Source organism: Pseudomonas sp. Marseille-Q5299, assembly GCF_943737035.1.
Classification (GTDB): domain Bacteria; phylum Pseudomonadota; class Gammaproteobacteria; order Pseudomonadales; family Pseudomonadaceae; genus Aquipseudomonas; species Aquipseudomonas putida_E.
In genome coordinates, this window is sequence record NZ_CALSFR010000006.1 from 335,842 (window position 1) to 361,091 (window position 25,250).

The 25,250-nt window shown below is 62.3% G+C and carries 27 protein-coding genes; 17 read left to right on the forward strand and 10 right to left on the reverse strand.

Annotated elements, in window-relative coordinates:
• Positions 1 to 13: 13 nt before the first annotated feature.
• Complete coding sequence (locus tag NGJ21_RS18835; protein ID WP_046784444.1) at positions 14 to 988, reverse strand: KpsF/GutQ family sugar-phosphate isomerase; 975 nt, start codon at positions 986 to 988, stop codon at positions 14 to 16.
• Between the two features lie 247 nt (positions 989 to 1,235).
• Between NGJ21_RS18835 and NGJ21_RS18840 the strand changes: the two genes are divergently transcribed.
• The 14 genes from NGJ21_RS18840 to NGJ21_RS18905 all read left to right on the forward strand — a co-directional run bounded on the left by NGJ21_RS18840 (position 1,236) and on the right by NGJ21_RS18905 (position 12,118).
• Positions 1,236 to 2,045 carry an ATP-binding cassette domain-containing protein gene (locus NGJ21_RS18840; protein ID WP_039601753.1) on the forward strand — a complete coding sequence of 270 codons (810 nt, stop codon included), beginning with the start codon at positions 1,236 to 1,238 and terminating at the stop codon, positions 2,043 to 2,045.
• A complete protein-coding gene (mlaE, locus tag NGJ21_RS18845) occupies positions 2,045 to 2,842 on the forward strand; it encodes a lipid asymmetry maintenance ABC transporter permease subunit MlaE (RefSeq protein ID WP_012316068.1) in 798 nt (265 codons plus the stop codon). Before NGJ21_RS18840 ends, mlaE begins: the two co-directional genes overlap by 1 nt.
• A complete protein-coding gene (gene mlaD, locus NGJ21_RS18850) occupies positions 2,842 to 3,327 on the forward strand; it encodes an outer membrane lipid asymmetry maintenance protein MlaD (RefSeq protein WP_012316067.1) in 486 nt (161 codons plus the stop codon). Before mlaE ends, mlaD begins: the two co-directional genes overlap by 1 nt.
• A 9-nt stretch (positions 3,328 to 3,336) precedes the next feature.
• Complete coding sequence (locus tag NGJ21_RS18855) at positions 3,337 to 3,990, forward strand: MlaC/ttg2D family ABC transporter substrate-binding protein (RefSeq protein ID WP_046784443.1); 654 nt, start codon at positions 3,337 to 3,339, stop codon at positions 3,988 to 3,990.
• On the forward strand, positions 3,987 to 4,289 hold the full coding sequence (locus NGJ21_RS18860) for an STAS domain-containing protein (RefSeq protein WP_039601751.1): 303 nt from the start codon (positions 3,987 to 3,989) through the stop codon (positions 4,287 to 4,289). Before NGJ21_RS18855 ends, NGJ21_RS18860 begins: the two co-directional genes overlap by 4 nt.
• A 118-nt stretch (positions 4,290 to 4,407) precedes the next feature.
• Positions 4,408 to 4,647: a BolA family protein gene (locus tag NGJ21_RS18865; protein ID WP_003255121.1), complete on the forward strand. Its 240-nt coding sequence runs from the start codon at positions 4,408 to 4,410 to the stop codon at positions 4,645 to 4,647.
• Between the two features lie 23 nt (positions 4,648 to 4,670).
• Positions 4,671 to 5,936, forward strand: coding sequence for a UDP-N-acetylglucosamine 1-carboxyvinyltransferase (gene murA, locus NGJ21_RS18870; RefSeq protein WP_012316064.1), 1,266 nt, complete (start codon positions 4,671 to 4,673; stop codon positions 5,934 to 5,936).
• A gap of 91 nt (positions 5,937 to 6,027) precedes the next feature.
• Complete coding sequence (gene hisG, locus NGJ21_RS18875) at positions 6,028 to 6,663, forward strand: ATP phosphoribosyltransferase (RefSeq protein WP_046784442.1); 636 nt, start codon at positions 6,028 to 6,030, stop codon at positions 6,661 to 6,663.
• 126 nt (positions 6,664 to 6,789) lie between these two features.
• Entirely contained in the window at positions 6,790 to 8,115 is a 1,326-nt protein-coding gene (gene hisD, locus NGJ21_RS18880; protein ID WP_046784441.1) for a histidinol dehydrogenase, read from the forward strand.
• A 2-nt stretch (positions 8,116 to 8,117) separates the two neighbouring features.
• Entirely contained in the window at positions 8,118 to 9,164 is a 1,047-nt protein-coding gene (hisC, locus tag NGJ21_RS18885) for a histidinol-phosphate transaminase (protein ID WP_251962490.1), read from the forward strand.
• Positions 9,165 to 9,276: 112 nt separating this feature from the next.
• Positions 9,277 to 9,927 carry a FadR/GntR family transcriptional regulator gene (locus NGJ21_RS18890; RefSeq protein WP_115273948.1) on the forward strand — a complete coding sequence of 217 codons (651 nt, stop codon included), beginning with the start codon at positions 9,277 to 9,279 and terminating at the stop codon, positions 9,925 to 9,927.
• A gap of 13 nt (positions 9,928 to 9,940) precedes the next feature.
• On the forward strand, positions 9,941 to 11,221 hold the full coding sequence (locus NGJ21_RS18895; RefSeq protein ID WP_251962491.1) for a CynX/NimT family MFS transporter: 1,281 nt from the start codon (positions 9,941 to 9,943) through the stop codon (positions 11,219 to 11,221).
• 102 nt (positions 11,222 to 11,323) lie between these two features.
• Positions 11,324 to 11,794, forward strand: a complete 471-nt coding sequence (locus NGJ21_RS18900; protein WP_046784437.1) for a nuclear transport factor 2 family protein — start codon at positions 11,324 to 11,326, stop codon at positions 11,792 to 11,794.
• Between the two features lie 36 nt (positions 11,795 to 11,830).
• On the forward strand, positions 11,831 to 12,118 hold the full coding sequence (locus NGJ21_RS18905) for a GIY-YIG nuclease family protein (protein ID WP_237859922.1): 288 nt from the start codon (positions 11,831 to 11,833) through the stop codon (positions 12,116 to 12,118).
• Here NGJ21_RS18905 and yejK read toward each other — a convergent pair whose 3' ends face one another.
• Positions 12,119 to 13,126 (reverse strand): nucleoid-associated protein YejK, encoded by a 1,008-nt coding sequence (gene yejK, locus NGJ21_RS18910; RefSeq protein WP_174141552.1) that lies wholly within the window; start codon positions 13,124 to 13,126, stop codon positions 12,119 to 12,121.
• A 393-nt stretch (positions 13,127 to 13,519) separates the two neighbouring features.
• Here yejK and NGJ21_RS18915 point away from each other — a divergent pair, with 393 nt between their 5' ends.
• Positions 13,520 to 13,801, forward strand: coding sequence for an HU family DNA-binding protein (locus NGJ21_RS18915; RefSeq protein ID WP_012316055.1), 282 nt, complete (start codon positions 13,520 to 13,522; stop codon positions 13,799 to 13,801).
• 51 nt (positions 13,802 to 13,852) lie between these two features.
• Here NGJ21_RS18915 and rlmF read toward each other — a convergent pair whose 3' ends face one another.
• From rlmF to NGJ21_RS18940, 5 genes are all read right to left on the reverse strand, one after another.
• Positions 13,853 to 14,803, reverse strand: a complete 951-nt coding sequence (rlmF, locus tag NGJ21_RS18920) for a 23S rRNA (adenine(1618)-N(6))-methyltransferase RlmF (protein ID WP_115273951.1) — start codon at positions 14,801 to 14,803, stop codon at positions 13,853 to 13,855.
• Between the two features lie 170 nt (positions 14,804 to 14,973).
• The gene (locus tag NGJ21_RS18925) at positions 14,974 to 17,820 is read right to left on the reverse strand and encodes a valine--tRNA ligase (protein WP_115273952.1); all 2,847 of its coding nucleotides are present in this window, start codon (positions 17,818 to 17,820) and stop codon (positions 14,974 to 14,976) included.
• A gap of 137 nt (positions 17,821 to 17,957) precedes the next feature.
• The gene (locus NGJ21_RS18930) at positions 17,958 to 18,335 is read right to left on the reverse strand and encodes a hypothetical protein (protein ID WP_012316052.1); all 378 of its coding nucleotides are present in this window, start codon (positions 18,333 to 18,335) and stop codon (positions 17,958 to 17,960) included.
• A gap of 5 nt (positions 18,336 to 18,340) precedes the next feature.
• Positions 18,341 to 18,769, reverse strand: a complete 429-nt coding sequence (locus NGJ21_RS18935; protein WP_115273953.1) for a DNA polymerase III subunit chi — start codon at positions 18,767 to 18,769, stop codon at positions 18,341 to 18,343.
• 51 nt (positions 18,770 to 18,820) lie between these two features.
• Positions 18,821 to 20,314 carry a leucyl aminopeptidase gene (locus tag NGJ21_RS18940; RefSeq protein WP_046784433.1) on the reverse strand — a complete coding sequence of 498 codons (1,494 nt, stop codon included), beginning with the start codon at positions 20,312 to 20,314 and terminating at the stop codon, positions 18,821 to 18,823.
• Between the two features lie 289 nt (positions 20,315 to 20,603).
• Between NGJ21_RS18940 and lptF the strand changes: the two genes are divergently transcribed.
• Together lptF and lptG are read left to right on the forward strand one after the other, a co-directional pair.
• Positions 20,604 to 21,719, forward strand: a complete 1,116-nt coding sequence (gene lptF / locus NGJ21_RS18945; protein WP_012316049.1) for an LPS export ABC transporter permease LptF — start codon at positions 20,604 to 20,606, stop codon at positions 21,717 to 21,719.
• Positions 21,712 to 22,773, forward strand: a complete 1,062-nt coding sequence (gene lptG, locus NGJ21_RS18950; protein ID WP_251962492.1) for an LPS export ABC transporter permease LptG — start codon at positions 21,712 to 21,714, stop codon at positions 22,771 to 22,773. The genes lptF and lptG overlap by 8 nt, the downstream gene beginning before the upstream one ends.
• Positions 22,774 to 22,958: 185 nt before the next feature.
• Here the strand turns inward: lptG and NGJ21_RS18955 are convergent, their stop codons facing one another.
• The 3 genes from NGJ21_RS18955 to gcvT all read right to left on the reverse strand — a co-directional run bounded on the left by NGJ21_RS18955 (position 22,959) and on the right by gcvT (position 25,228).
• On the reverse strand, positions 22,959 to 23,447 hold the full coding sequence (locus NGJ21_RS18955) for an RDD family protein (RefSeq protein WP_251962493.1): 489 nt from the start codon (positions 23,445 to 23,447) through the stop codon (positions 22,959 to 22,961).
• Between the two features lie 91 nt (positions 23,448 to 23,538).
• On the reverse strand, positions 23,539 to 23,751 hold the full coding sequence (locus NGJ21_RS18960; RefSeq protein ID WP_012316046.1) for a cold-shock protein: 213 nt from the start codon (positions 23,749 to 23,751) through the stop codon (positions 23,539 to 23,541).
• 355 nt (positions 23,752 to 24,106) lie between these two features.
• The gene (gcvT, locus tag NGJ21_RS18965) at positions 24,107 to 25,228 is read right to left on the reverse strand and encodes a glycine cleavage system aminomethyltransferase GcvT (RefSeq protein WP_046784431.1); all 1,122 of its coding nucleotides are present in this window, start codon (positions 25,226 to 25,228) and stop codon (positions 24,107 to 24,109) included.
• Positions 25,229 to 25,250: the final 22 nt, after the last annotated feature.

The window sequence follows — 25,250 nt, forward strand, 5'->3', positions numbered from 1 at the left end:
GCGTCGTTCTCATTTACATCACGCCTGCGCGCAGCAGGTCGTGCATGTTCAGGGCACCGACCGGGCGGTCGTCCTTGTCCACCACCACCAGGGCGCTGATCTTGTGGTCTTCCATGATCTTCAGTGCTTCGGCGGCGAGCATCTCGGCGCGGGCTGTCTTGCCGTGCACGGTCATGACCTGGTCGATCAGGGTAGTGTGCACGTCGATGTTGCGGTCCAGGCTGCGGCGCAGGTCGCCGTCGGTGAAGATCCCGGCCAGCGTGCCGTTCGCTTCGGCGACCACGGTCATGCCCAGGCCTTTGCGGGACATTTCAAGGAGGGCGTCCTTGAGCAGTGTGCCACGTTGTACCTGGGGCAGTTCGGTGCCAGCGTGCATGACGTTCTCGACCTTGAGCAGCAGGCGGCGGCCCAGTGCGCCACCGGGGTGCGAGAAGGCGAAGTCTTCTGCGGTAAAGCCGCGCGCTTCGAGCAGGGCAATGGCCAGGGCGTCGCCCAGCACCAGTGCTGCCGTGGTCGATGAGGTGGGCGCCAGGTTCAGTGGGCAAGCCTCATGGGCGACACGGGCATCGAGGTTGACCTCGGCGGCCTGGGCCAGCGGGGAGTCGGGGTTGCCGGTCATGCTGATGAGCTCGATGCCAAGGCGCTTGATCAGCGGCAGCAAGGTGACGATTTCGGCGGTGCTGCCGGAATTGGACAGGGCCAGGATGATATCGCCACGGGTGATCATGCCCATGTCGCCATGGCTGGCTTCAGCCGGATGCACGAAAAACGCCGGCGTGCCGGTGCTGGCCAGGGTTGCGGCGATCTTGTTGCCGATATGCCCAGACTTGCCCATGCCGACCACCACGACGCGGCCCTTGCTCGCCAGGATCAGCTCGCAGGCCTTGACGAAGTTGGCATCGATGCTGGCCGTCAAACCTTGTACGGCCTCGATTTCCAGGCGCAGGGTGCGCTGGGCGGACTGGATCAGCTCACTGGATTGGCTCATGTCGAAAAGCAATGCCTGATGAAAAGGCGGCGATTATAGCCGCAATGTAAGAAAGCCTCACCCTTTCGATTGTGCAATGAAAAGACATCGAAGCCTGTCGCTGGCCTGAACGACTCGCTCCATGGCCTTGGGGCCACCCTGTCAGCGGTGCTATAGTTCGCCGCTATTCGGCCCGCCAGGGGCGCGTGTGTCTTCAAGATGAGGGCCGGCGTCCATTAGGACATGGCTGTACTAGCAAGGAGTCTAGATGAGTGTGGATAGCGCCTACGCGGTCGAGTTGAAGGGCGTCACCTTCAAGCGCGGTTCGCGCAGCATTTTCAGCAATGTCGACATACGCATTCCGCGTGGCAAGGTCACCGGCATCATGGGGCCGTCGGGTTGCGGCAAGACCACGCTGTTGCGCCTGATGGGCGCGCAGTTGCGTCCGTCCATTGGTGAAGTATGGGTTGCCGGGCAGAACCTGCCGAGCCTGTCGCGCAGCGACCTGTTCGATGCGCGCAAGCAGATGGGAGTACTGTTCCAGAGCGGTGCCCTGTTCACCGACCTCGATGTGTTCGAGAACGTTGCCTTCCCGCTGCGCGTGCACACCCAGCTGTCGGACGAGATGATCCGCGACATCGTGTTGATGAAGCTGCAGGCCGTGGGCTTGCGTGGTGCCATCGACCTGATGCCCGACGAACTGTCCGGAGGCATGAAACGGCGCGTGGCGCTGGCCCGGGCGATTGCGCTGGATCCGCAGATCCTCATGTATGACGAGCCGTTCGTCGGCCAGGACCCGATCGCCATGGGTGTACTGGTACGCCTGATCCGGCTGCTCAATGACGCGCTGGGTATCACCAGCATCGTGGTATCCCACGATCTGGCCGAAACCGCCAGTATCGCCGACTACATCTACGTAGTGGGTGACGGCCAGGTGCTGGGCCAGGGCACGCCCGATGAGCTGATGGGCTCGGACAATCCGCGTATTCGCCAGTTCATGAAGGGCGATCCGGACGGCCCGGTGCCATTCCACTTCCCTGCGCCTGACTACCGCGCCGATCTGTTGGGGGCGCGTTGATGCGCAGAAAATCCTTGCTTGAACGTATCCGCCTGTTTGGTCGCTCGGCGATCGACGTGCTGGCCGTGCTCGGGCGTTCCTGCCTGTTCCTGTTCCATGCACTGGTCGGCCGTGGCGGCATCGGCGGCGGTTTTCAGCTGCTGACCAAACAGCTGTATTCGGTGGGCGTGCTGTCGCTGGCGATCGTCGCGGTGTCCGGTGTGTTCATCGGCATGGTGCTGGCACTGCAGGGTTACAGCATCCTGACCAAGTACGGCTCCGAGCAGGCGGTGGGGCAGATGGTCGCCCTGACCCTGCTGCGCGAGCTGGGCCCAGTGGTTACCGCACTGCTGTTCGCGGGCCGGGCAGGTTCGGCGCTGACCGCCGAAATCGGCAACATGAAGTCCACCGAGCAACTGTCGAGCCTCGAGATGATCGGTGTCGACCCGCTCAAGTACATCGTTGCGCCACGCCTGTGGGCCGGTTTCATTTCGTTGCCGCTGCTGGCGCTGATCTTCAGCGTGGTCGGCATCTGGGGTGGCTCGTGGGTCGCTGTGGACTGGCTGGGCGTCTACGAAGGCTCGTTCTGGGCCAACATGCAGAACAGTGTTTCCTTTACCGACGACGTGCTCAACGGGCTGGTCAAGAGCCTGGTGTTCGCCTTCGTCACGACCTGGATCGCCGTATTCCAAGGGTATGACTGCGAGCCCACCTCAGAAGGGATCAGCCGTGCCACCACCAAGACCGTGGTTTATGCCTCGTTGGCTGTACTGGGTCTGGACTTTATTCTGACCGCCTTGATGTTTGGAGATTTCTGATGCAAAACCGCACCCTGGAAATCGGTGTCGGCCTGTTCCTTCTGGCCGGGATCCTGGCGTTGCTGCTGCTGGCCCTGCGTGTCAGCGGGCTATCGGCCAGCCCGAGCAGCGATACCTATAAAGTTTATGCCTACTTCGACAATATCGCCGGTTTGACGGTCAGAGCTAAAGTGACCATGGCCGGTGTGACGATCGGCAAGGTCACCGCCATCGATCTGGACCGTGATTCCTACACCGGCCGGGTGACCCTGCAGCTGGACGGCAAGGTCGACAACCTGCCGACGGACTCCACTGCTTCGATCCTGACCGCCGGTCTGCTTGGCGAGAAGTACATCGGCATCAGTGTCGGCGGTGAGGAAGAGGTGCTCAAGGAAGGCGCAACCATCCATGACACCCAGTCGGCGCTGGTACTGGAAGATTTGATTGGCAAGTTCCTGCTCAATACCGTGGGCAAGGAACCGAAAGAAGCACAACCGGCTAATTAAGGAGTTTCCATGATTTCGATCCTGCGACGTGGCCTGCTGGTCCTGCTGGCGGCCTTTCCCCTCCTGACATTCGCAGCGCCCGGGCAGTCTCCGCACGATGTGGTGCAGGGCACGACCAATGAATTGCTGGGTGACCTCAAGTCCAACAAGGAGCAGTACAAGTCCAACCCGCAGGCCTTCTACGAGGCGCTCAACCGCATCCTTGGCCCGGTGGTCGATGCCGACGGTATTTCGAAAAGCATCATGACCGTGAAGTACTCGCGCAAGGCCACGCCTGAGCAGATGCAGCGCTTCCAGGAAAACTTCAAGCGCAGCCTGATGCAGTTCTATGGCAACGCCCTGCTGGAATACAACAACCAAGGCATTACCGTCGACCCGGCCAAAGCCGATGACGGCAAGCGCGCCAGCGTCGGCATGAAGGTGACTGGCAATAACGGTGCCGTCTACCCGGTGCAGTACACCATGGAAAACCTGGGTGGCGAGTGGAAGGTACGCAACGTCATCGTCAACGGTATCAACATCGGCAAGCTGTTCCGCGACCAGTTCGCCGACGCCATGCAGCGTAACGGCAACAATCTGGACAAGACCATCGACGGCTGGGCCGGCGAAGTGGCCAAGGCCAAGCAGACTGCCGACACTTCGTCTGACAAGGCTGTGCAATGAGCGAGGGCGGCGTGAACATGGCCGAGCCGGGCGTGTTGCGCCTGGTTGGTGTGCTGGACTACCGCAGCGGCCCGGCCTTGCGCAAGCAAGGCAAGGCGCTGGTCGAAGCTTCCCGCGAGCCACGCCTGATAATCGATTGCACGGCGGTGGAGAAGTCTTCCAGTGTCGGGCTGTCGCTGCTGCTGGCGTTCATCCGCGATGGCCAGGCCGGCGGCAAGGCCTGCGAGGTCCGCGGGATGCCCGACGACATGCGGGAAATTGCCGAGGTCTATGACCTCGATGAAGTGCTGGCGGGCTGATGGCTTGCCACTGATGGAGGCCCCTCGGTCAGCGCACGCCCTCGGTGGGCTTCGCAGGCGAGGGGCTTTTTTGTATGATGGCCGACCCGTGCGCATCGGGCGCCGATTGAGGTTGAGCATGCAGGCTGTAGAAGTTAAGAGCTTCCTTGAAGAAAAATTGCCGGGATCCCGGGTCGAAGTTGAAGGCGAAGGCTGCAACTTCCAGTTGAACGTGATCAGCGACGAGTTGGCTGGCCTGAGCCCGGTCAAGCGTCAGCAGGCGATCTATGCTCACCTTAATCCCTGGATCGCCAACGGTAGCATCCATGCGGTAACCATGAAATTTTTCAGCAGCGCAGCCTGGGCTGAGCGCACCTGAGCCAACTTGGCGGCGAGACTCCAATGGACAAACTGATTATTACTGGCGGCGCTCGCCTTGACGGCGAGATCCGCATTTCGGGCGCGAAGAACGCGGCCCTGCCGATTCTGGCAGCGACCCTGCTGGCTGACGGCCCGGTCACCGTGGGCAACCTGCCACACCTGCACGACATCACCACCATGATCGAGCTGTTCGGCCGCATGGGCATCGAGCCTGTGATCGACGAAAAGCTGGCGGTGGAAATCGACCCACGCACCATCAAGACCCTGGTCGCACCTTACGAGCTGGTCAAGACCATGCGCGCCTCGATCCTGGTGCTTGGCCCGATGGTTGCCCGTTTCGGCGAGGCCGAAGTGGCCCTGCCAGGCGGCTGCGCCATTGGTTCGCGCCCGGTCGACCTGCACATCCGCGGCCTGGAAGCCATGGGTGCAAAGATCGAAGTCGAAGGCGGCTATATCAAGGCCAAGGCACCTGAAGGCGGCCTGCGCGGTGCGCACTTCTTCTTCGATACCGTCAGCGTGACCGGTACCGAAAACATCATGATGGCTGCTGCCCTGGCCAAGGGCCGCAGCGTGCTGCAAAACGCCGCACGCGAGCCGGAAGTGGTCGACCTGGCCAACTTCATCAATGCCATGGGCGGCAACGTGCAAGGCGCGGGTACCGACACCATCACCATCGATGGCGTCGAGCGTTTGCACTCGGCCAGCTACCGCGTCATGCCCGACCGTATCGAGACCGGTACTTACCTGGTTGCAGCTGCCGTGACCGGTGGCCGCGTCAAGGTCAAGGACACCGACCCGACCATCCTTGAAGCCGTGCTGGAAAAGCTCAAGGAAGCGGGTGCCGACCTGACCACCGGCGAGGACTGGATCGAGCTGAACATGCATGGCAAGCGGCCAAAAGCCGTCAACCTGCGTACCGCCCCGTACCCGGCGTTCCCGACCGACATGCAGGCACAGTTCATCTCGCTCAACGCCATTGCCGAAGGCACCGGCGCGGTCATCGAGACGATCTTCGAGAACCGCTTCATGCACGTGTACGAAATGCACCGCATGGGCGCGCATATCCAGGTCGAGGGCAACACCGCCATCGTCACGGGCGTGCCGGCACTCAAGGGTGCACCGGTCATGGCCACTGACCTGCGTGCTTCCGCCAGCCTGGTGCTGTCGGCGCTGGTCGCCGAAGGCGATACCTTGATCGACCGCATCTACCACATCGACCGTGGTTACGAGTGCATCGAAGAGAAACTGCAGATGCTGGGTGCGAAGATCCGTCGCGTACCGGGCTAGTGCCTCGTCGGCGCAAGGATGCGCCCATTGAATTGAACACGGCCGGGTCGATGACCGGGTCGGTTGTAGCCGCTTAAGGACCGACGTTCCAATGTTGACCATCGCGCTTTCCAAAGGCCGCATCCTCGACGATACCCTGCCATTGCTGGCCGAGGCCGGTATCGTGCCGACCGAGAATCCGGACAAGAGCCGCAAGCTGATCATTCCAACCACCCAGGACGACGTGCGTCTGCTGATCGTGCGCGCCACCGACGTGCCGACCTATGTCGAGCATGGTGCCGCCGACCTCGGTGTGGCGGGCAAGGACGTGCTGATGGAGTACGGCGGCCAGGGCTTGTATGAGCCGCTGGACCTGCAGATCGCCCGCTGCAAGCTGATGACCGCAGGCGTGGTCGGTGCTCCCGAGCCCAAGGGCCGCTTGCGGGTTGCCACCAAATTCGTCAACGTAGCCAAGCGCTACTATGCCGAGCAAGGCCGCCAGGTCGACATCATCAAACTGTACGGTTCGATGGAGCTGGCGCCGCTGATCAACCTCGCCGACAAGATCATCGACGTGGTCGACACCGGCAACACCCTGCGCGCCAATGGCCTGGAGCCTCAGGACCTGATCGCCACGATCAGCTCGCGCCTGGTGGTCAACAAGGCGTCCATGAAGATGCAGCATGCCCGCATCCAGAGCCTGATCGACACCCTGCGTCACGCTGTCGAAACGCGACACCGCGGCTGACTCGAACGCGCGACCTCTGCTGTCGCGCCCGTCTATCCGCGTCATAGCCACTTTTCTCGGGTGCCCGCGCGGATGGACTGGTAGCCTAGGGCGCCTGAGCATTCGCTAATAATCGAGGCCCTCGCCATGACCGTGTCCACTGCAATTGCCCGTCTCAACGCCGCTGATCCGGATTTCGCCCGACATCTGGATCATCTGCTGAGCTGGGAAAGTGTGTCCGATGACGCGGTCAACCAGCGCGTGCTCGACATCATCAAGGCCGTGCGCGAGCGTGGCGATGCGGCGCTGGTGGAATTCACCCAGCGTTTCGATGGTGTAAGCGCTACGTCCATCAACGACCTGATCCTTGGGCGTGAACGTCTGGAACTGGCCCTGACCCGCATCACCGACGCCCAGCGTACCGCCCTGGAGAAGGCCGCCGAGCGGGTGCGTATCTACCACGAGCGGCAAAAGCAGGACTCCTGGCAGTACACCGAGGCCGACGGTACCGTATTGGGGCAGAAGGTTACCCCGCTCGATCGCGCCGGCTTGTATGTACCTGGCGGTAAAGCGTCCTATCCGTCGTCGGTACTGATGAACGCCATCCCGGCCAAGGTCGCGGGCGTGGCTGAAGTGGTCATGGTGGTGCCTACGCCGCGCGGTGAAGTCAACGAGCTGGTCCTGGCTGCAGCCTGCATCGCAGGTGTCGACCGCGTGTTCACCGTCGGTGGTGCCCAAGCGGTCGCGGCCCTGGCATATGGCACCGAGAGCGTGCCACAGGTAGACAAAATCGTCGGCCCAGGCAACATCTACGTGGCCACCGCCAAGCGTCACGTGTTTGGCCAAGTGGGTATCGACATGATTGCCGGCCCTTCGGAAATCCTCGTGGTGTGCGACGGCCAGACGGACCCCGACTGGATCGCCATGGACCTGTTCTCGCAGGCCGAGCACGACGAAGATGCCCAAGCCATTCTGGTCAGCCCGGATGCCGAATTCCTCGATCGTGTGGCTGCCAGCATCGACAAGCTGATGCCAACCATGGAACGCGCCGAGATCATCGAGAAATCCATCAATGGCCGGGGCGCGTTGATCCAGGTGCGCGACATGCAGCAAGCCATCGAGGTGGCCAATCGCATTGCCCCCGAACACCTGGAGCTGTCGGTCGCCGATCCGCAGGCCTGGCTGGGGCAGATCCGTCACGCGGGCGCGATCTTCATGGGCCGTCACACCAGCGAAGCGCTCGGCGACTACTGCGCCGGCCCCAACCATGTGCTGCCGACTTCCGGTACCGCGCGTTTCTCGTCGCCACTGGGTGTTTATGACTTCCAGAAGCGTTCGTCGATCATCTTCTGCTCCGAGCAGGGTGCATCCGAGCTGGGCCACACCGCCTCGGTCCTGGCCCGTGGCGAGTCGCTGACCGCCCACGCCCGCAGCGCCGAATACCGTATCCTGACCCAAGACAAGGGGAACTGAGCATGAGTCGATTCTGGAGCCCCTTCGTCAAGGGCCTGGTGCCTTACGTCCCCGGGGAGCAGCCCAAGCTGGCCCGGTTGGTCAAGCTCAATACCAACGAAAACCCCTATGGCCCGTCGCCCAAGGCGCTGGAGGCCATGCGCGGCGAGCTGAACGACAACCTGCGGCTGTACCCGGACCCCAATGGTGACCGGCTCAAGCAGGCGGTAGCCGAGTATTACGGTGTAACCACCGGGCAGGTGTTCGTAGGCAACGGCTCGGACGAGGTGCTGGCGCACATTTTCCACGGCCTGTTCCAGCACGGCGGCCCGCTGTTGTTCCCGGACATCAGCTACAGCTTCTACCCGGTCTACTGCGGCCTGTATGGCATCCCGTTCGAGCCTGTGGCGCTGGATGAACAGTTCCAGATCCGTGTCGAGGACTACCATAAGCCTAACGCCGGGATCATCTTCCCCAACCCGAATGCGCCGACCGGTTGCCTGTTGCCGCTGCAGGCAATCGAGCAGTTGTTGCAGGCCAACCGCGACTCGGTGGTGGTGGTCGATGAAGCCTATATCGACTTTGGTGGCCAGACGGCTATCAGCCTGGTGAACCGCTACGACAACCTGCTGGTGACCCAGACCCTGTCGAAGTCGCGCTCGCTGGCGGGCCTGCGGGTTGGCCTGGCGGTAGGGCACCCGGACCTCATCGAGGCGCTGGAGCGGATCAAGAACAGCTTCAACTCGTATCCACTGGACCGCATGGCGATCGTCGGTGCCGCTGCGGCATTCGAAGACCAGGCGTACTTCGAAGACACCTGCCGCAAGGTGATCGACAGCCGTGAGGCACTGGTGGAGCAGTTGACTGCCAAGGGTTTCGAGGTGCTGCCATCGGCGGCCAACTTCATCTTCGCCCGCCACCCGCAGGAGGATGCGGCGCAGCTGGCGGCACGTCTGCGTGAGCAAGGTGTGATTGTGCGCCACTTCAAGCAACAGCGGATTGCCCAGTTCCTGCGTATCACCATCGGTACGCCAGAAATGAACCAGGCGCTGATTGATGCGCTGAGCTGATATCCAGTGGGGCCGCATAGCGGCCCCACTGGTTTGGCCGGCGCGGTGATTTGATCTGCCCCCCACGCTGGCTTAACATACGCAAATTCGTCGGATGATTGGTTGATTAGGCATGGGCAGTGAATTGACCAAGCGATCCTTGGTAGAGCTCGCGGTGGAGCGCATGCGTGAGCGCATCCTCCAAGGTGACTGGCGGGTAGGGCAGCGCCTGCCCACCGAGCCGGAGCTGGCTTTGGAGTTGGGCATCAGCCGCAATACCGTGCGTGAGGCCATGCGCGTGCTGGCCTTCAGCGGCCTGGTGGAAATCCGCCAGGGAGACGGCAGTTACCTGCGTACTTGCCAGGACCCACTGCAGGCGGTGCAGGCAATGTCCCGCTGCACCCTGGAGCAGGCGAGGGAAACGCGGCACATCCTCGAAACCGAGGCGATAGGCCTGGCAGCACTGCGGCGTACCGATGACGACTTGCATGCCCTGCGCATCGCGCTAAAAGGCAGCGCCGAACATTTTCATGGTGATGTGGATGCTTATATCAGTTGCGACCTGGCGTTCCACCAACGCCTGATCGACGCTGCACACAACCCGGCGCTGAGCGAGTTGTACCGCTATTTCTCGGGTGTCGTGGCTGCCGCGTTGCAGCACAACATGGCCACTGTCCCGCGCTGTCAGGCCACTTTCGATCTGCATGGCCAGATCCTCGACGCCATCGAACAACGCGATCCGGAGCGGGCCAAGGGCCTGAGCCGGACCCTCATCGAATCCTGACCACGAGAAGGCCATGGCTGAACCAATGACCCGTGACACACCTGCCCGCGAGCGCGAGCTGGATGAACTGCTGATCGATGCCGAAGCCGATGATGCGCAAGTGCAGGGCCAGCCTGTGGTGCTGCAGCGGCCCTGGTTGCTGCTGTTGGGCCTGGTACTGGTCGCCCTGAACCTGCGCCCGGCGCTGTCGAGCATGGCCCCGGTACTTGGCCTGGTCAGTGAAAGCCTTGGCCTTAGTGCCTCTCAGGCGGGGCTTCTGACGACCTTGCCAGTGCTCTGCCTTGGGCTGTTCGCGCCGCTTGCACCGCTGCTTGCGCGGCGCTGGGGCAGCGAGCGGGTGATCGTCGGCATCTTGCTGACGCTGGCGCTGGGCATCGTTCTGCGCAGTGCTTGGGGGGCGACCGGGGTATTTCTTGGCAGCATCATGGCCGGTGCCAGCATTGGCATCATCGGTGTGCTGTTGCCTGGCATCGTCAAACGTGATTTTCCCAAGCATGCCGGCACATTGACGGGGGTCTACACCATGGCCCTTTGCCTGGGCGCAGCCATGGCGGCAGGCGCCACCGTACCGCTGACCGAGCATTTGCACGGCAGTTGGGCTTTGGGCCTGGGTTTCTGGATGATCCCTGCATTACTGGCCATGCTGGTCTGGTTGCCCCAGGCGCGCCAGGGGCATGGCCTGCACAAGGTGGCTTACCGAGTGAGAGGGCTGTGGCGCGATCCACTGGCCTGGCAAGTGACTTTGTACATGGGGTTGCAGTCGTCGCTGGCGTATATCGTTTTCGGCTGGTTGCCGTCTATCCTCATTGGCCGTGGTCTGAGCCCGACCGAGGCGGGCCTGGTGCTCTCCGGCTCGGTGATCGTGCAACTGGTCAGCTCGCTGAGTGCACCCTGGCTGGCCACGCGGGGCAAAGACCAGCGGCTGGCAATCGTGCTAGTCATGCTCATTACCCTGGCCGGCCTGTTCGGCTGCCTGTATGCGCCGCTGTCTGGCCTGTGGGGCTGGGCGGTGCTGCTGGGCCTGGGGCAGGGCGGTACTTTTGCCTTGGCGCTGACGTTGATCGTGCTGCGTTCGAAAGACGCCCACGTGGCGGCCAACCTGTCGAGCATGGCCCAGGGCGTGGGTTACACCCTTGCCTCCATGGGCCCCTTTGCGGTGGGCTTGGTACATGACATGACGGGCGGCTGGGCCGCAGTGGGCTGGATCTTTGCCGTATTGGGTGTGGGGGCCATCGTGTTCGGCCTCGGGGCAGGGCGGGCGCTGCATGTCAAAGTCAGTAGCGAAAGGCTCTGAAGCCTGCATGGAGCCACCTGGCATTCATGTTGTAAATGGGCATGGCATTGCCTGTGCCCACGGATTATCGTGCAGCTTTCCATTCCCAGGACGGGCCTGCCCATGAGCGACGCCAACCGTGACCTGATCACCCGCTTCTATCAAGCTTTCCAGCGGCTGGACGCCGAAGCGATGGTGGCTTGCTACAGCGATGACATCGTCTTCAGTGACCCGGTTTTCGGTACCCTGCGCGGCCGTGATGCCGGTGACATGTGGCGTATGCTCACCACCCGCGCCAAGGACTTCTCGCTGACGTTCGACCAGGTCCGCGCAGACGAGCGCAGCGCCTGTGCACATTGGGTGGCGACCTACTTGTTCAGCCAGACCGGCCGTACCGTGGTCAACGATATCCAGGCGCGCTTCGTCATCCGCGACGGGTTGATCTGCCAGCATGACGACAGCTTCGACCTGTGGCGCTGGTCGCGTCAGGCGCTGGGTGCACCCGGTGTGTTGCTGGGGTGGTCGCCCATGCTGCAGAACAAGGTGCGCCAGCAGGCGTTCAAAGGGCTGCGTGCGTTCCAGCAGGCGAACTGAGCGGTTAAGCTGTCGGCTTTGCAGCCAGGCACAAGCATCGTGAGCGACGTATCCGAGAACCCCATCTGCAAACCTTGGTATGTCTACCTGGTGAGGGCTGCCAATGGTTCGCTGTACTGCGGCATCAGTGATGATCCGCAGCGGCGTTTCATGGCGCATCAGAAAGGGCAGGGGGCGCGTTATTTCAAGACCAGCCCGGCGCAGGCGCTGGTCTACGTCGAGCAATGGCCGGACAAGGGCGAGGCATTGCGCCAGGAGCGCCTGGTGAAGAAGTTGCGCAAGGCCGCGAAGGAGGCTTTGGTCGCCTCCTATGCCAGCGGTTGATCAGTCCTTGCGGCGCTTGAGCTGGTCTACCAGCTGCGTCGGCAGGCCTTTGATGATCAGTGTGCCCGCCACCTCGTCATATTCCACCTTGTCCCCCAGCAGGTGCGCTTCGAAGCTGATCGACAGGCCTTCGGCGCGCCCGGTGAAGCGGCGGAACTGGTTGAGGGTGCGTTTGTCCGCCGGGATCTCTGGCGACAGGCCGTAGTCCTTGTTGCGGATGTGGTCGTAGAAGGCTTTAGGCCGGTCTTCGTCGATCAGGCTGGACAGCTCTTCCAAGGTTACCGGCTCGCCCAGTTTGGTCTGGGTGGTGGCGTAGTCGACCAGGGTTTGGGTCTTTTCGCGTGCGGCTTCTTCTGGCAGGTCCTCGCTTTCGACGAAGTCGCTGAAGGCTTTGAGCAGGGTGCGGGTTTCGCCTGGGCCGTCGACGCCTTCCTGGCAGCCGATGAAGTCGCGGAAGTAATCCGAAACCTTCTTGCCATTCTTGCCCTTGATGAACGAGATGTACTGTTTGGAGTTCTGGTTGTTCTTCCACTCCGACAGATTGATGCGTGCCGCCAGGTGCAGCTGGCCGAGGTCCAGGTGACGCGAGGGTGTCACATCCAGCTCGGCGTTCACCGCCACGCCTTCGCTGTGGTGCAGCAGGGCGATGGCCAGGTAGTCGGTCATGCCTTGCTGGTAGTGGGCGAAAAGGATGTGGCCGCCGGTGGACAGGTTGGATTCTTCCATCAGCTTTTGCAGATGCTCGACGGCAACGCGGCTGAAGGCGGCAAAGTCCTTTTCCTGTTCCAGGTACTGCTTGAGCCAGCCGCTCAGCGGGTAGGCGCCGGATTCGCCGTGGAAGAAGCCCCAGACTTTGCCCTGCTTGGCGTTGTAGCTGTCGTTGAGGTCGGCCAGCAGGTTTTCGATAGCGTCCGATGCACCCAGCTCGGTATCCCGTGCGTGGAGCACGGCGGGGCTGCCATCGGGCTTCTTGTCGATCAGGTGAACGATGCAATGACGGATTGGCATGGAATTCTCGGTCAGTCGTGGGCGGCCAGGCGCCGCGCTGCAAAAGTCGTCAAGTTTACCCCAGACGACAGGTGATGCAGTGGCCGGATGTTGGCAGAAATGCCGGTTGTTGTTTTTTTGTTCAATTTTTTGCGAATTTGGCTAAAACCCCCGAAAAACCTGCACTAAATTGAAGCGGGCAGCGGATATTTATCCATTCCTGTGGTAGCTTTGCGCGGTCTTGCGCACCTCGGGTGGCGCATTGCTGGCAGCGCGCTCGTTCCGTGTCGAACCAAACGCCGATTTACGCATCTACATGCCCGATTGGCGCGGCCCTCCAAACTTCAGGGGCTGGCCCGATAACGTCGTAGAGCGCTGCATAACCACTGAATTTGATAGGGAAGGAACACCACCATGGCATTGACCAAAGACCAACTGATTGCCGATATCGCCGAGTCGATCGCTCAGCCGAAAGCCACCGCCAAAAACGCTCTGGAGCAACTGGGCCAGATCGTTGCCGACCAGCTGGAAAACGGCGCTGAAATCACCCTGCCAGGCATCGGCAAGCTGAAAGTCTCCGAGCGTCCTGCCCGTACCGGCCGCAACCCTTCGACTGGCGCCGCCATCGAAATCGCTGCCAAGAAAGTCGTCAAGTTCGTGCCGGCCAAGTCGCTGACCGACGCTATCAACAAGTAATTCGTTGATGCATTGACCAAACCGCGCCCGGCTTGCCCGGGCGCGGTTTTTTCATGCCTGTGATTTGCGTCGCTCGTTCCAGGCCTGGCGTTGGCCAAGGTCGTGGAAGCTCCATGCGACCATACGGCTCTGTTTCTGCCCCTGGCCCATCTCAACGATACGTACGGCCTTGGCGCCGGCCTTTTTCAGCGCCGCTTCGATGCCGGGCAGGTTGCCGGCCTTGGACACCAGGCTGGTGAACCACAGCACTTGCAAAGCGTACTGCACGCTTTCGCCAACCAGCTGGCTGACGAAGCGGATCTCGCCACCTTCACACCACAGCTCGTTGTTCTGCCCGCCGAAGTTGAGCACGGGCAGCTTGCGCTTGGGGTCCTGTTTGCCGAGGTTCTTCCACTTGCGCTGGCTGCCACGGGTGGCTTCCTCGCGTGAGGCGTGGAAGGGCGGGTTGCACAAGGTCAGGTCGAAGCGTTCGTCTTCCTCGAGCAGGCTGCCGAGAATGAGCTTGGCGTTGTTCTGCTGACGTAGTGCGATGGCTTTGCTCAGGTTGTTGGCCTGGACGATCGCCTTGGCCGAGGCCAGTGCCACCGGGTCGATGTCCGAGCCGAGGAAGCGCCAGCGGTAATCGCTGTGGCCGAGCAGCGGGTAGATGCAGTTGGCACCCACGCCAATGTCCAGGGCGCGCACCTGAGCGCCTTTGGGCACTTCGCCAGCGTTGTCCTCGGCCAACAGGTCGGCGGCGACGTGGATATAGTCGGCGCGGCCGGGTATCGGCGGGCACAGGTAATCGGCGGGAATGTCCCAGTGCTGGATGCCGTACTGGGCCTTGAGCAAGGCGCGGTTGAACACCCGCACGGCTTCGGGGTTGGCGAAGTCGATGCTGGGTTTGCCGTGGGGGTTGGTGATGGTGAAACGGGCCAGGTCCGGGTGGGCCTTGATCAGGCTGGGGAAGTCGTAGCGCCCCTGATGGCGGTTGCGCGGGTGCAGGGTGGGTTTCTGGGTCATGCTTGAATCCAAATGGGCATCGCTGGCCTGGGGCCGCTGTGCGGCCCTTTCGCGACACAAGGCCGCTCCTACAGGAAGCGGTGCCGTTGAATCCGGCATCGAATCTGTAGGGGCGGCCCTGTGTCGCGATCGGGGGCGAAGCCCCCGCCGGTCAGTCAGCGATGTAACTGTTACAGCGCAGCGATCCGCGCATGCTGCTCGGTGAAGTTGGCCAGGGCCTGCTCGGACTCGGCCAGCTTGGCGCGCTCCTTCTCGATCACCGCAGGCGGTGCCTTGTCGACGAAGGCGGCGTTCGACAGCTTGCCGCCGACGCGTTGCACTTCACCTTGCAGGCGCTGGATTTCCTTGTTCAGGCGAGCCAGCTCGGCGTCCTTGTCGATCAGGCCGGCCATCGGCACCAGCACCTGCAGATCGCCCACCAGTGCGGTGGCCGACAGCGGCGCTTCGTCGGCCTCGCCGAGCACGGTGAACGACTCGACCTTGGCCAGCTTCTTGAGCAGGGCTTCGTTTTCCTGCAGGCGGCGCTGGTCGTCGGCGTTGGCGTTCTTCAGGAACAGTGGCAGGGGCTTGCCCGGGCCGATGTTCATTTCGGCGCGGATGTTACGCAGGCCGACCATCAGCTCCTTGAGCCATTCGATATCGCCTTCGGCGGCGGTATCGATGCGGCTTTCGTTGGCCACTGGCCACGGCTGCAGCATGATGGTCTTGCCGTCGATGCCTGCCAGCGGCGCGATGCGCTGCCAGATTTCTTCGGTGATGAACGGCATGAACGGATGAGCCAGGCGCAGCGCCACTTCCAGCACGCGCACCAGGGTGCGACGGGTGCCGCGGGCGCGCTCTACCGGAGCGTTTTCGTCCCACAGTACCGGCTTGGACAGTTCCAGATACCAGTCGCAGTACTGGTTCCAGATGAACTCGTACAGGGCCTGGCTGGCCAGGTCGAAACGGAACTGCTCGAGCTGGCGGGTCACTTCGGCTTCGGTGCGCTGCAGCTGCGAGATGATCCAGCGGTCGGCCAGCGACAGTTCATAGGCTTCGCCGTTCTGGCCGCAGTCCTCGCCTTTGTCCAGCACATAGCGGGCGGCGTTCCAGATCTTGTTGCAGAAGTTGCGATAGCCTTCGACGCGGCCCATGTCGAACTTGATGTCGCGGCCAGTGGAGGCCAGCGAGCAGAAGGTGAAGCGCAGGGCGTCGGTGCCGTAGCTGGCAATGCCTTCCGGGAACTCGGCCTTGGTCTGCTTGGCGATTTTCTCGGCCAGCTTGGGCTGCATCATGCCGCTGGTGCGTTTTTCCAGCAGGGCGTCCAGGGTGATGCCGTCAACGATGTCCAGCGGGTCGAGCACGTTGCCCTTGGACTTGGACATCTTCTGGCCCTGGCCGTCACGTACCAGCCCGTGCACGTACACGGTCTTGAACGGGACCTGCGGCGTGCCATCCTCGTTCTTGATCAGGTGCATGGTCAGCATGATCATCCGGGCAACCCAGAAGAAGATGATGTCAAAGCCTGTGACCAGCACGTCGGTGGAGTGGAATTTCTTGAGGAATTCGGTCTGCTCCGGCCAGCCGAGGGTGGAGAAGGTCCACAGCCCCGAGCTGAACCAGGTGTCGAGCACGTCGTCGTCCTGGCGCAGTACCACGTCGGCGCCCAGGTCGTGCTTGGCGCGCACTTCGGCTTCGTTGCGGCCGACATAGACCTGGCCGGCCTCGTCGTACCACGCCGGGATCCGGTGGCCCCACCACAGCTGACGGCTGATGCACCAATCCTGGATGTCGCGCATCCAGGAGAAGTACATGTTTTCGTACTGCTTGGGCACGAACTGGATGCGGCCATCTTCAACGGCGGCAATCGCAGGTTCGGCCAGCGGTTTGGTGGAAACGTACCACTGGTCGGTCAGCCATGGCTCGATGATGGTGCCGGAGCGGTCGCCCTTCGGTACTTTCAAAGCGTGGTCGTCGATGCTGACCAGCAGCCCCTGAGCGTCCAGGTCGGCGACGATCTGCTTGCGCGCGACGAACCGGTCGAGGCCGGCGTACTGGGCGGGCAGGCGAGTGTCCGCTTGCTCATTGACGCTGCCATCGAGGTTGAATGCCTGGGCGGCGGGCAGCACCAAGGCGTTCTTGTCGAAGATGTTGAGCAGCGGCAGGTTGTGGCGCTTGCCCACTTCATAGTCATTGAAGTCATGGGCCGGGGTGATCTTCACGCAGCCGGTACCGAACTCGGGGTCGCAGTAGTCATCGGCGATGATCGGGATGCGACGGCCGACCAGTGGCAGCTCGACGAACTTGCCGATCAGTGCCTGGTAGCGCTCATCGTTCGGGTTGACCGCTACCGCAGCGTCACCCAGCAGGGTTTCCGGGCGGGTGGTGGCAACCACCAGGTAATCCTGGCCGTCGGCAGTTCTGGCACCGTCGGCCAGCGGGTAGCGCAGGTTCCACAGGTGGCCCTTCTCGTCATGGTTTTCCACTTCGAGGTCGGAGATGGCCGTGTGCAGCTTGGTGTCCCAGTTGACCAGGCGCTTGCCACGGTAGATCAGGCCGTCTTCGTGCAGGCGTACGAAGGCTTCCTTGACCGCTTCGGACAGGCCGTCATCCATGGTGAAGCGTTCGCGGCTCCAGTCCACCGACGAGCCCAGGCGACGGATCTGCCGGCTGATGTTGCCGCCAGACTGCTCTTTCCATTCCCAGACCTTGTCCAGGAAGGCGTCACGGCCAAGGTCGTGACGGTTCTGGCCCTTGGCTTCGAGCTGGCGCTCGACCAGCATCTGGGTGGCGATACCGGCGTGGTCGGTACCTGGCTGCCACAGGGTGTCGCGGCCCTGCATACGACGGAAACGGATCAGGGCGTCCATGATCGCGTTGTTGAAACCGTGGCCCATGTGCAGGCTGCCCGTCACGTTCGGTGGCGGGATCATGATGGTGTAGGACTCACCTGCACCTTGTGGAGCGAAATAGTTTTCGGACTCCCAGGTGTTGTACCAGGAAGTTTCGATGGCGTGCGGCTGGTAGGTCTTATCCATGCGCGGCGGGACCCTGTGCATTTATTCGGGAAAGCCGGGAAGTATAACGGAGCTGCGAGCTTCAAGCGACAAGCTGCAAGACCTATGGGCACTCTTCGCGGGGTAAATCCGCGAAGAGTGCGCCGCGTTTGTCAGGCTTATTCAGAACGCTTGATCAGCCGCTCGATACGCGCATCGAGCCGGCGCTTGATCTCGGTTTCGATATGCGGGGTGAAGTCGTTGATCACGTCCTGCATGATCAATTGCGCTGCGGCGCGTAGCTCGGCCTCCAGGTGCAGCAGTGTGTCCTGGCGGCGGGTCTGCGGGTCTTCTTCGGGTTCTGCTTCGGCGGGTGCGGCAGCCGGTTCAGGTGCTGGCAGGGTGTTGCCGGCCGGGGTGTCGAGTAGCAGCGGAATCTGTTCCACCGTCTCGGTGAGCAGCGGTGGTTGCAGGTCGGCGTCGCCCAGCAACTGGCGAATCGACTCGAGGTCGTCGAGCAGATGGGCGGAATCGGGTAGGGCGGAAGGCTTGTCCATCGTCGTCAAAGTCGCTGTAAGCGGTGGTCTTGCAGAGCATAGCCCTGTTCGCGGTAGAAACGGAATCGTTCGCGGGCCGATTGGCGGATATCCGCTTGCTCGACAACGATTTCGGCAACCCGCTCGAATTGCCCGACAAAGCCGGGCACATCAGCGCCCAGGTTTATCAGAAGGTCCCGATGCTCGCCGGCGTTGTCGGACACACCCAAGGCCACTGTGGCGTCGGCATGTGCCTCCGCCAGGTCGTGGGGTACGAACGCTTCGCCCTTGAAGCGCCACAGGCGTTGGTCCAGCTCGCTGCGCTGTTCGGCGTCCTGGCAATGCAGGTAGACCCGGTGGCCGAGGCGCCAGGCCTTTTCGCACAGCTTGCAGGCGAAATCCAGCCGTGCCGACAGCGAGTCGGTGGGCAGGATGTAGAAATCGACTTTACTCATGGTTCGCTCTGCCGGCCGGTGACGCCTTGGGGCATCACCGGCCTCACGGCATCAGGCGCTGGCGCGGTCGAGCAGGTACTGGGTCAGCAGCGGAACCGGGCGGCCGGTGGCGCCCTTGTCCTTGCCCCCGCTGACCCAGGCGGTGCCGGCGATGTCCAGGTGCGCCCAGTTGTAGGCTTTGGCGAACCGCGACAGGAAGCAGGCGGCGGTGATGGTGCCGGCCTTCGGCCCACCGATGTTGGCGATGTCGGCGAACGGGCTGTCCAGCTGCTCCTGGTACTCATCGAACAGCGGCAGCTGCCAGGCGCGGTCGTCGGCGCGCTTGCCGGCGTCGAGCAACTGGCCGATCAGCTCGTCGTTGTTGCCCAGCAGGCCTGCGGTGTGGCTGCCCAGGGCAACGATGCAAGCGCCGGTCAGGGTCGCGATGTCGATCACCGCTTGTGGCTTGAAACGTTCGGCGTAGGTCAGTGCATCGCACAGCACCAGGCGGCCTTCGGCGTCGGTGTTGAGGATTTCAACGGTCTGCCCGCTCATGGTGGTGACGATGTCGCCCGGCCGGGTGGCGTTGCCGCTCGGCATGTTCTCGGCGCAGGCCAGGATGCATACCAGGTTGATCGGCAGCTTCAGTTCAAGTACGGCGCGCAGGGTGCCGAACACGCTGGCGGCGCCGCACATGTCGTACTTCATCTCGTCCATGCCGGCACCGGGCTTGAGGCTGATGCCGCCGGTGTCGAAGGTGATGCCTTTACCGACCAGCACGAACGGTTTGTCGCTCTTCTTGGCGCCCTGGTATTGCAGGACGATCAGGCGTGGCGGCTGTTCGCTGCCCTGGCCGACCGCGTAGAACGCGCCCATGCCCAGGTCCTTGATCTTCTTCTCGTCGAACACTTCGACCTTGAGGCCTTTGTGAGCCTTGCCCAGCTCCTTGGCCTGCTCGGCCAGGTAGCTCGGGTGGCAGAGGTTCGGCGGCAGGTTGCCCAGGTCGCGGGTGAAGGCCATGCCGGTGGCGATGGCGGTGGCGTGGTGTGCCGCGCGCTCCACTTCGGCCAGGCCGGCCTTGTCGGCCAGCAGGGTGATCTTTTTCAGCGCGCGTGGCTCGGCTTTCTGGCTCTTGAAACGGTCGAACACGTATTCGCCATCGAGCAGGGTTTCGGCCAGCAGGCGGTATTTGCCGTAGTGGGCATCACGGTTGCTGACGGCGATGTCGTCCAGTGCCAGTACCGCGTCGCTGCCGTTGAGGCCTTTCAGCACGCCGGCAACGCTGGTGACCAGTTTGCGCCAGGCGCGGTCACCGAGGGCTTCGTCCTTGCCGCTGCCCACCAGCAGTACGCGCTCGGCCTTGAGGCCAGGCAGGTTTTGCAGCAGCAGCGTCTGGCCTGGCTTGCCGGCCAGGTCGCCACGCTTGAGCACGGCACTGATGGCACCGTCGGTGGCCAGGTCGACAGCTTTGGCAACGGCGCCGAGCTTGCGCCCTTCGCCGACCGGTACGACCAGGGTGGCGGTTTTTACGGATGCAGCAGCTACGCTTTTTACAACCAGTTCCATGTCAGGGTCCCCGAATGATCTGTGCAGTTGGCGCTTTGAGTTCTTGCGCTCTGGGCGGGCCTGGCCGCGTGGTCGCGGGCCAGTGGAAAAGCTGCCAGTTTGAGCCTGCGGCAAGCGTGCTGACAACCCCGTTGTCAGCCTTGATGCGCGGCCAAGTGACAGGCGCGGCCAATCACAGGATAATGCGCGCACTTTACAAGGAGGTTCGCCCCCGGCGAACCGGCATTGGTCTTGGCTGTCGTAAGCCTTTGTTTGGCAGTCCGCCCCTGACAACCCAGGAGTGTCTGGTTTGATCGTCTTTCGTTATCTCTCCCGCGAGGTCCTGGTGACCTTGAGCGCCGTCAGCGCAGTGCTGCTGGTGATCATCATGAGCGGGCGTTTCATCAAGTACCTGGCCCAGGCGGCCCAGGGCGTGCTCGACCCGAGCGTGCTGTTCCTGATCATGGGCTTCCGCCTGCCCGGTTTCTTGCAACTGATCCTGCCATTGGGGCTGTTCCTCGGCATCCTTCTGGCCTATGGCCGGCTGTATCTGGAAAGCGAGATGACCGTGCTGTCGGCCACCGGCATGAGCCAGCAACGCCTGCTCGGCCTGACCATGGCACCTGCGGCACTGGTCGCCTTGCTGGTGGCCTGGCTGAGCCTGAGCCTGGCGCCACTGGGCGTTGCCCAGGTGCAGCAGATCATTGGCCAGCAGGATGCCCTGACCGAGTTCGATACCTTGGTGCCGGGCCGCTTCCAGACCCTGCGCGACGGTTCGCGGGTGACCTACACCGAGGAGCTGACCGATGATCGCAGCAACCTCACCGGTGTGTTCATCTCCGAGAAGCGCTTCAACCAGGACAAGACCAAGGACCGTGCACCGTCCGTGCTGGTAGCCGAAAAGGGCCATCAGGAAGTGCAGGCCGACGGCAATCGCTATCTGGTGTTGCAGAATGGCTACCGCTATGACGGCAACCCTGGCCAGGCCGATTACCGGGCGATCAAGTACGACACCTATGGCGTGCTGTTGCCCAAGCCTGAAGTCAGCGAGGAAGTGACCGAGCGTGAAGCCATTCCTACCTCCCAACTGATCGGCAATGCCGGGCTACGCGAACGTGCCGAGCTGCAATGGCGCATCTCCTTGCCGATCCTGGTATTCATCGTGACCCTGCTGGCAGTGCCGCTGTCCCGGGTCAATCCACGCCAGGGCCGCTTCCTCAAGCTGCTGCCGGCGATTCTTCTGTACATGGCCTACCTGACGATGCTGATTTCCGTACGTGGCGCTCTGGAGAAAGGCAAGCTGCCGATCGCCCTGGGCATGTGGTGGGTGCATGGCCTGTTCCTGCTCATCGGCCTGGGCCTGATGTACTGGGAGCCGCTACGGCTCAAGCGTGCCGCCCGTCGTGCGGAGGTGGCCCATGGTTAAGCTGGACCGCTACATCGGCCAGAGCGTGCTGATGGCCATCATGGCCGTACTGGGCATCATTCTGGGCCTGGCTTCGTTGTTCGCCTTCATCGACGAAATGAGCGACCTGAGCGATACCTATACCGTCATGGATGCTGGCTGGTTCACGCTTCTTACAGCGCCCCGCCGGCTCTACGACATGTTGCCGATGGCGGCACTGATCGGCTGCCTGATCGGCCTGGGCAGCCTGGCCAGCAGCAGCGAACTGACCATCATGCGTGCCGCCGGGGTTTCCATCGGGCGCATCGTCTGGGCGGTGATGAAGCCGATGCTGGTGCTGATGCTGGTCGGCCTGCTGATTGGCGAGTACGTGGCGCCAATCAGCGAGAACAAGGCCCAGGCCGACCGTTCCCTGGCCCAGGGCGGCGGTGAGGCGCAGAGCTCCAAGCGCGGCATGTGGCACCGCCAGGGTGATGAGTTCGTGCATATCAACTCGGTACAGCCCAATGGCCTGTTGCTGGGTGTGACCCGCTACCGCTTCGACGACGAGCGCAAGATCGTCACGTCGAGTTTCGCGCGCCGGGCGCGTTATGAGAGCGATCATTGGGTACTCAGCGATGTCAGCACCACCTACTTCCGTGGCGATCACACCGAAGTGGTGAAGAGCTCGGAAGAACGCTGGGATGTCTCGGTGACCCCACAACTGCTCAATACCGTGGTGCTGGCCCCGGAGTCGCTGTCGATCACCGGGCTGTGGGACTACATCCACTACCTGTCCGACCAGGGCCTGAACAATGCCCGTTACTGGTTGGCATTCTGGACCAAGGTGCTGCAGCCGGCGGTGACCGCGGCGTTGGTCCTGATGGCGATTTCGTTCATCTTCGGGCCGCTGCGTTCGGTGACCCTCGGCCAGCGTGTGTTCACTGGCGTACTGGTGGGCTTTGTGTTCCGTATTGCCGGCGACCTGCTTGGCCCTTCGAGCCAGGTGTTCGGCTTCCCGCCGCTGTTGGCGGTGGTGATCCCGGCCGGTGTGTGTGCACTGGCCGGCTTATGGTTGCTGCGTCGGGCGGGATGATGGCCTGATGACACGAGAAACCCGACCTCAGGGTTAATACCAGTCAGGTAATCGTTTTGCGGCCCATCGCCGGCAAACCGGCTCCCACAGGTACAGCGCAGACCTCAGCAATTGCGCGGCCCCAGTGGGAGCTGGCTTGCAGGCGATGGGCTGCAAAGCAGCCCTGACAACGCCAACTGACTGGCTTATTTCTTCTGTTTCGGTACCCGCACCAGCTGTGTCTGCGAATAAATGTCATGCCAGCCGCGCTTGCGCTTGTCGATCAGCGACCAGAAGAACCCCAGCCCCAGGCACAGCCATGAGGCGATCGACACCATAAAGCGCAGCAGCGCCTGCCACAGGCTGATTGCGCTGCCATCAAGGTTTTGCACGCGCACGCCCCATACCTGCATGCCCAGGGTCTGCCCGCCGTGGGTCCAGAACTTGGCAAAGAAACCGAACAGCGCAAACAGCAGGATCGTCGACAGCAGCGGGTCGCCGTCCAGCGCACCAGCCTCGGTCAGCTCGCGCATGCGTGCCTCGCCGATGATCGCCATCTGGATCATCTTGTAGGCCCCTGCGGTGACGATCAGCAGGGCCGTACACAACAGGAAGTCGTAGAACATCGCCGCCAGGCGCCGGCCCAGGCCGACCGGCGGAAAGTCACCTTGGGGTGAGAGCAGAGGCTTGGGCATGCAGGACAGCTCCGAATGGCGAAGCCGCCATTCTACGGGCAAAAAAAAACCCCTGCACTGGGCAGGGGCTTTCTTCGAAGTCGCGACCGGCTTAGCCGAGGACTTGAACCTTGTCAGCTTGCAGGCCTTTTTGGCCCTGAACTGCTTCGAAGGTAACCTTCTGGCCTTCTTTCAGGCTCTTGAAGCCGTTGCCCTCGATGGCACGGAAGTGCACGAACAGATCAGCACCGCTTTCTGGGGTGATGAAGCCGTAACCTTTCTCGTCATTGAACCACTTGACGGTACCGTTCTGACGCTCAGCCATTGTCTTATTTCCTATGAAGCTTAAATTTTAATGACAGTTACTTTCACGTTATCAAGAGTGAAAGAGTACTGGGCTGGGTTGCAGGAAAGTAAGTCACGTCCAACGGGTTGTAGCAGATTGCGGCTACTGGCCCAGGTCACGAACTGTTGCGACCCATGCAAACACAGTGCAATGACTCTACGCCAACTCCCGAGAAAAAAACAAGCCCTTGGTCAGCTGGAAAATCGGGCTTTTTTCGATAACTGAACAATTCATCGCAAACGGCATGGCGCCTGGCCTGGCGCCATGTTCATAAGTTATGGGGCAGGTTCGAAAACGAATAAGTCGACCTGCTCGCAAACCTCATGTACCGCGTTCAACCGCGATAGTAACGTTGCGCCACAAAAGGCGTTTTGCTGACTTTCAGGGCAACCTTCTTGCCGCGCACCAGGGCAAACAGCGGAGTGTCCAGCGCGCCATGTTCGATATCGACATAACCCATAGCAACCGGTGCGCCAAGTGTCGGGCCGAAGCCACCACTGCTGACTTTACCCACGGGCTTGTCAGCTGCATCGACAATCTCTGCGCCTTCGCGCACGGGCGTACGTTCCTGTGGCAGCAGGCCAACACGCTTGCGGGCCACGCCGGCTTGCTGCTGGGCAAAGATCACCTCGGCCCCGGGGAAGCCGCCAGCGCGCGCACCGTCGGCGCGGCGGACCTTGGACACGGCCCAGAGCAGGCTGGCCTCGACCGGCGTGGTGGCGGTGTCCATGTCGTGGCCATACAGGCACAGGCCCGCTTCCAGGCGCAGAGAGTCGCGCGCGCCCAGGCCGATCGGCTGCACTTCAGGCTCGGCCAGCAGGCGTCGGGCCAGGGCTTCGGCAGCCTTGGCCGGTACCGAGATCTCATAACCGTCTTCGCCGGTGTACCCCGAGCGGCTGACGAAGCAGTCTTCGCCCAGCAGGGTGACTGGGCGCAACTGCATGAAGGTCATGCCGGCCACTTCCGGGGCCAGCCGCGCGAGCACGGTGACTGCGGCCGGGCCTTGCAGGGCGAGCAGGGCACGTTCCTCGAACAGTGGCTGAATCTGGCAACGGTCACCGATATGCTGCTGCAGGTGGGCCAGATCCTGCTCCTTGCAGGCGGCGTTGACCACCAGGAACAGCGTGTCGTCGCCCAGGTTGGCAACCATCAGGTCGTCGAGGATGCCACCTTGCTCGTTGGTGAACATGGCATAGCGCTGCATGCCCACCGGCAGGTCGATGATATCCACTGGCACCAGGCTTTCCAGGGCTTGGGCGGCATCCTTGCCGCGCAGGATGATCTGGCCCATGTGCGAGACATCGAACAGGCCGGCCTGCTCACGGGTGTGCAGGTGCTCCTTGAGCACGCCCAGCGGGTACTGTACCGGCATGTCGAAGCCGGCGAATGGCACCATGCGCGCGCCCAGTTCCAGGTGCAGGGCGTGCAGCGGGGTCTTGTGCAGTGTTTCGGACATCGATGACTCCTTGGTTTTGTTG

Bases quoted from the DNA above. Each gene is read 5' to 3' on its own strand.
- mlaE (WP_012316068.1), top strand. From the start codon at position 2,045: ATGCGCAGAAAATCCTTGCTTGAACGTATCCGCCTGTTTGGTCGCTCG.
- NGJ21_RS18835 (WP_046784444.1), bottom strand. From the start codon at position 988: ATGAGCCAATCCAGTGAGCTGATCCAGTCCGCCCAGCGCACCCTGCGC.
- NGJ21_RS18865 (WP_003255121.1), top strand. From the start codon at position 4,408: ATGCAGGCTGTAGAAGTTAAGAGCTTCCTTGAAGAAAAATTGCCGGGA.
- NGJ21_RS18955 (WP_251962493.1), bottom strand. From the start codon at position 23,447: ATGCCCAAGCCTCTGCTCTCACCCCAAGGTGACTTTCCGCCGGTCGGC.
- lptG (WP_251962492.1), top strand. From the start codon at position 21,712: ATGGTTAAGCTGGACCGCTACATCGGCCAGAGCGTGCTGATGGCCATC.
- NGJ21_RS18925 (WP_115273952.1), bottom strand. From the start codon at position 17,820: ATGGATAAGACCTACCAGCCGCACGCCATCGAAACTTCCTGGTACAAC.
- NGJ21_RS18840 (WP_039601753.1), top strand. From the start codon at position 1,236: ATGAGTGTGGATAGCGCCTACGCGGTCGAGTTGAAGGGCGTCACCTTC.
- NGJ21_RS18935 (WP_115273953.1), bottom strand. From the start codon at position 18,769: ATGAGTAAAGTCGATTTCTACATCCTGCCCACCGACTCGCTGTCGGCA.
- hisC (WP_251962490.1), top strand. From the start codon at position 8,118: ATGAGTCGATTCTGGAGCCCCTTCGTCAAGGGCCTGGTGCCTTACGTC.
- NGJ21_RS18860 (WP_039601751.1), top strand. From the start codon at position 3,987: ATGAGCGAGGGCGGCGTGAACATGGCCGAGCCGGGCGTGTTGCGCCTG.
- yejK (WP_174141552.1), bottom strand. From the start codon at position 13,126: ATGCCAATCCGTCATTGCATCGTTCACCTGATCGACAAGAAGCCCGAT.
- NGJ21_RS18940 (WP_046784433.1), bottom strand. From the start codon at position 20,314: ATGGAACTGGTTGTAAAAAGCGTAGCTGCTGCATCCGTAAAAACCGCC.
- murA (WP_012316064.1), top strand. From the start codon at position 4,671: ATGGACAAACTGATTATTACTGGCGGCGCTCGCCTTGACGGCGAGATC.
- NGJ21_RS18960 (WP_012316046.1), bottom strand. From the start codon at position 23,751: ATGGCTGAGCGTCAGAACGGTACCGTCAAGTGGTTCAATGACGAGAAA.
- rlmF (WP_115273951.1), bottom strand. From the start codon at position 14,803: ATGACCCAGAAACCCACCCTGCACCCGCGCAACCGCCATCAGGGGCGC.
- NGJ21_RS18890 (WP_115273948.1), top strand. From the start codon at position 9,277: ATGGGCAGTGAATTGACCAAGCGATCCTTGGTAGAGCTCGCGGTGGAG.
- NGJ21_RS18895 (WP_251962491.1), top strand. From the start codon at position 9,941: ATGGCTGAACCAATGACCCGTGACACACCTGCCCGCGAGCGCGAGCTG.
- gcvT (WP_046784431.1), bottom strand. From the start codon at position 25,228: ATGTCCGAAACACTGCACAAGACCCCGCTGCACGCCCTGCACCTGGAA.
- hisG (WP_046784442.1), top strand. From the start codon at position 6,028: ATGTTGACCATCGCGCTTTCCAAAGGCCGCATCCTCGACGATACCCTG.
- hisD (WP_046784441.1), top strand. From the start codon at position 6,790: ATGACCGTGTCCACTGCAATTGCCCGTCTCAACGCCGCTGATCCGGAT.
- NGJ21_RS18900 (WP_046784437.1), top strand. From the start codon at position 11,324: ATGAGCGACGCCAACCGTGACCTGATCACCCGCTTCTATCAAGCTTTC.
- NGJ21_RS18915 (WP_012316055.1), top strand. From the start codon at position 13,520: ATGGCATTGACCAAAGACCAACTGATTGCCGATATCGCCGAGTCGATC.
- NGJ21_RS18855 (WP_046784443.1), top strand. From the start codon at position 3,337: ATGATTTCGATCCTGCGACGTGGCCTGCTGGTCCTGCTGGCGGCCTTT.
- mlaD (WP_012316067.1), top strand. From the start codon at position 2,842: ATGCAAAACCGCACCCTGGAAATCGGTGTCGGCCTGTTCCTTCTGGCC.
- NGJ21_RS18930 (WP_012316052.1), bottom strand. From the start codon at position 18,335: ATGGACAAGCCTTCCGCCCTACCCGATTCCGCCCATCTGCTCGACGAC.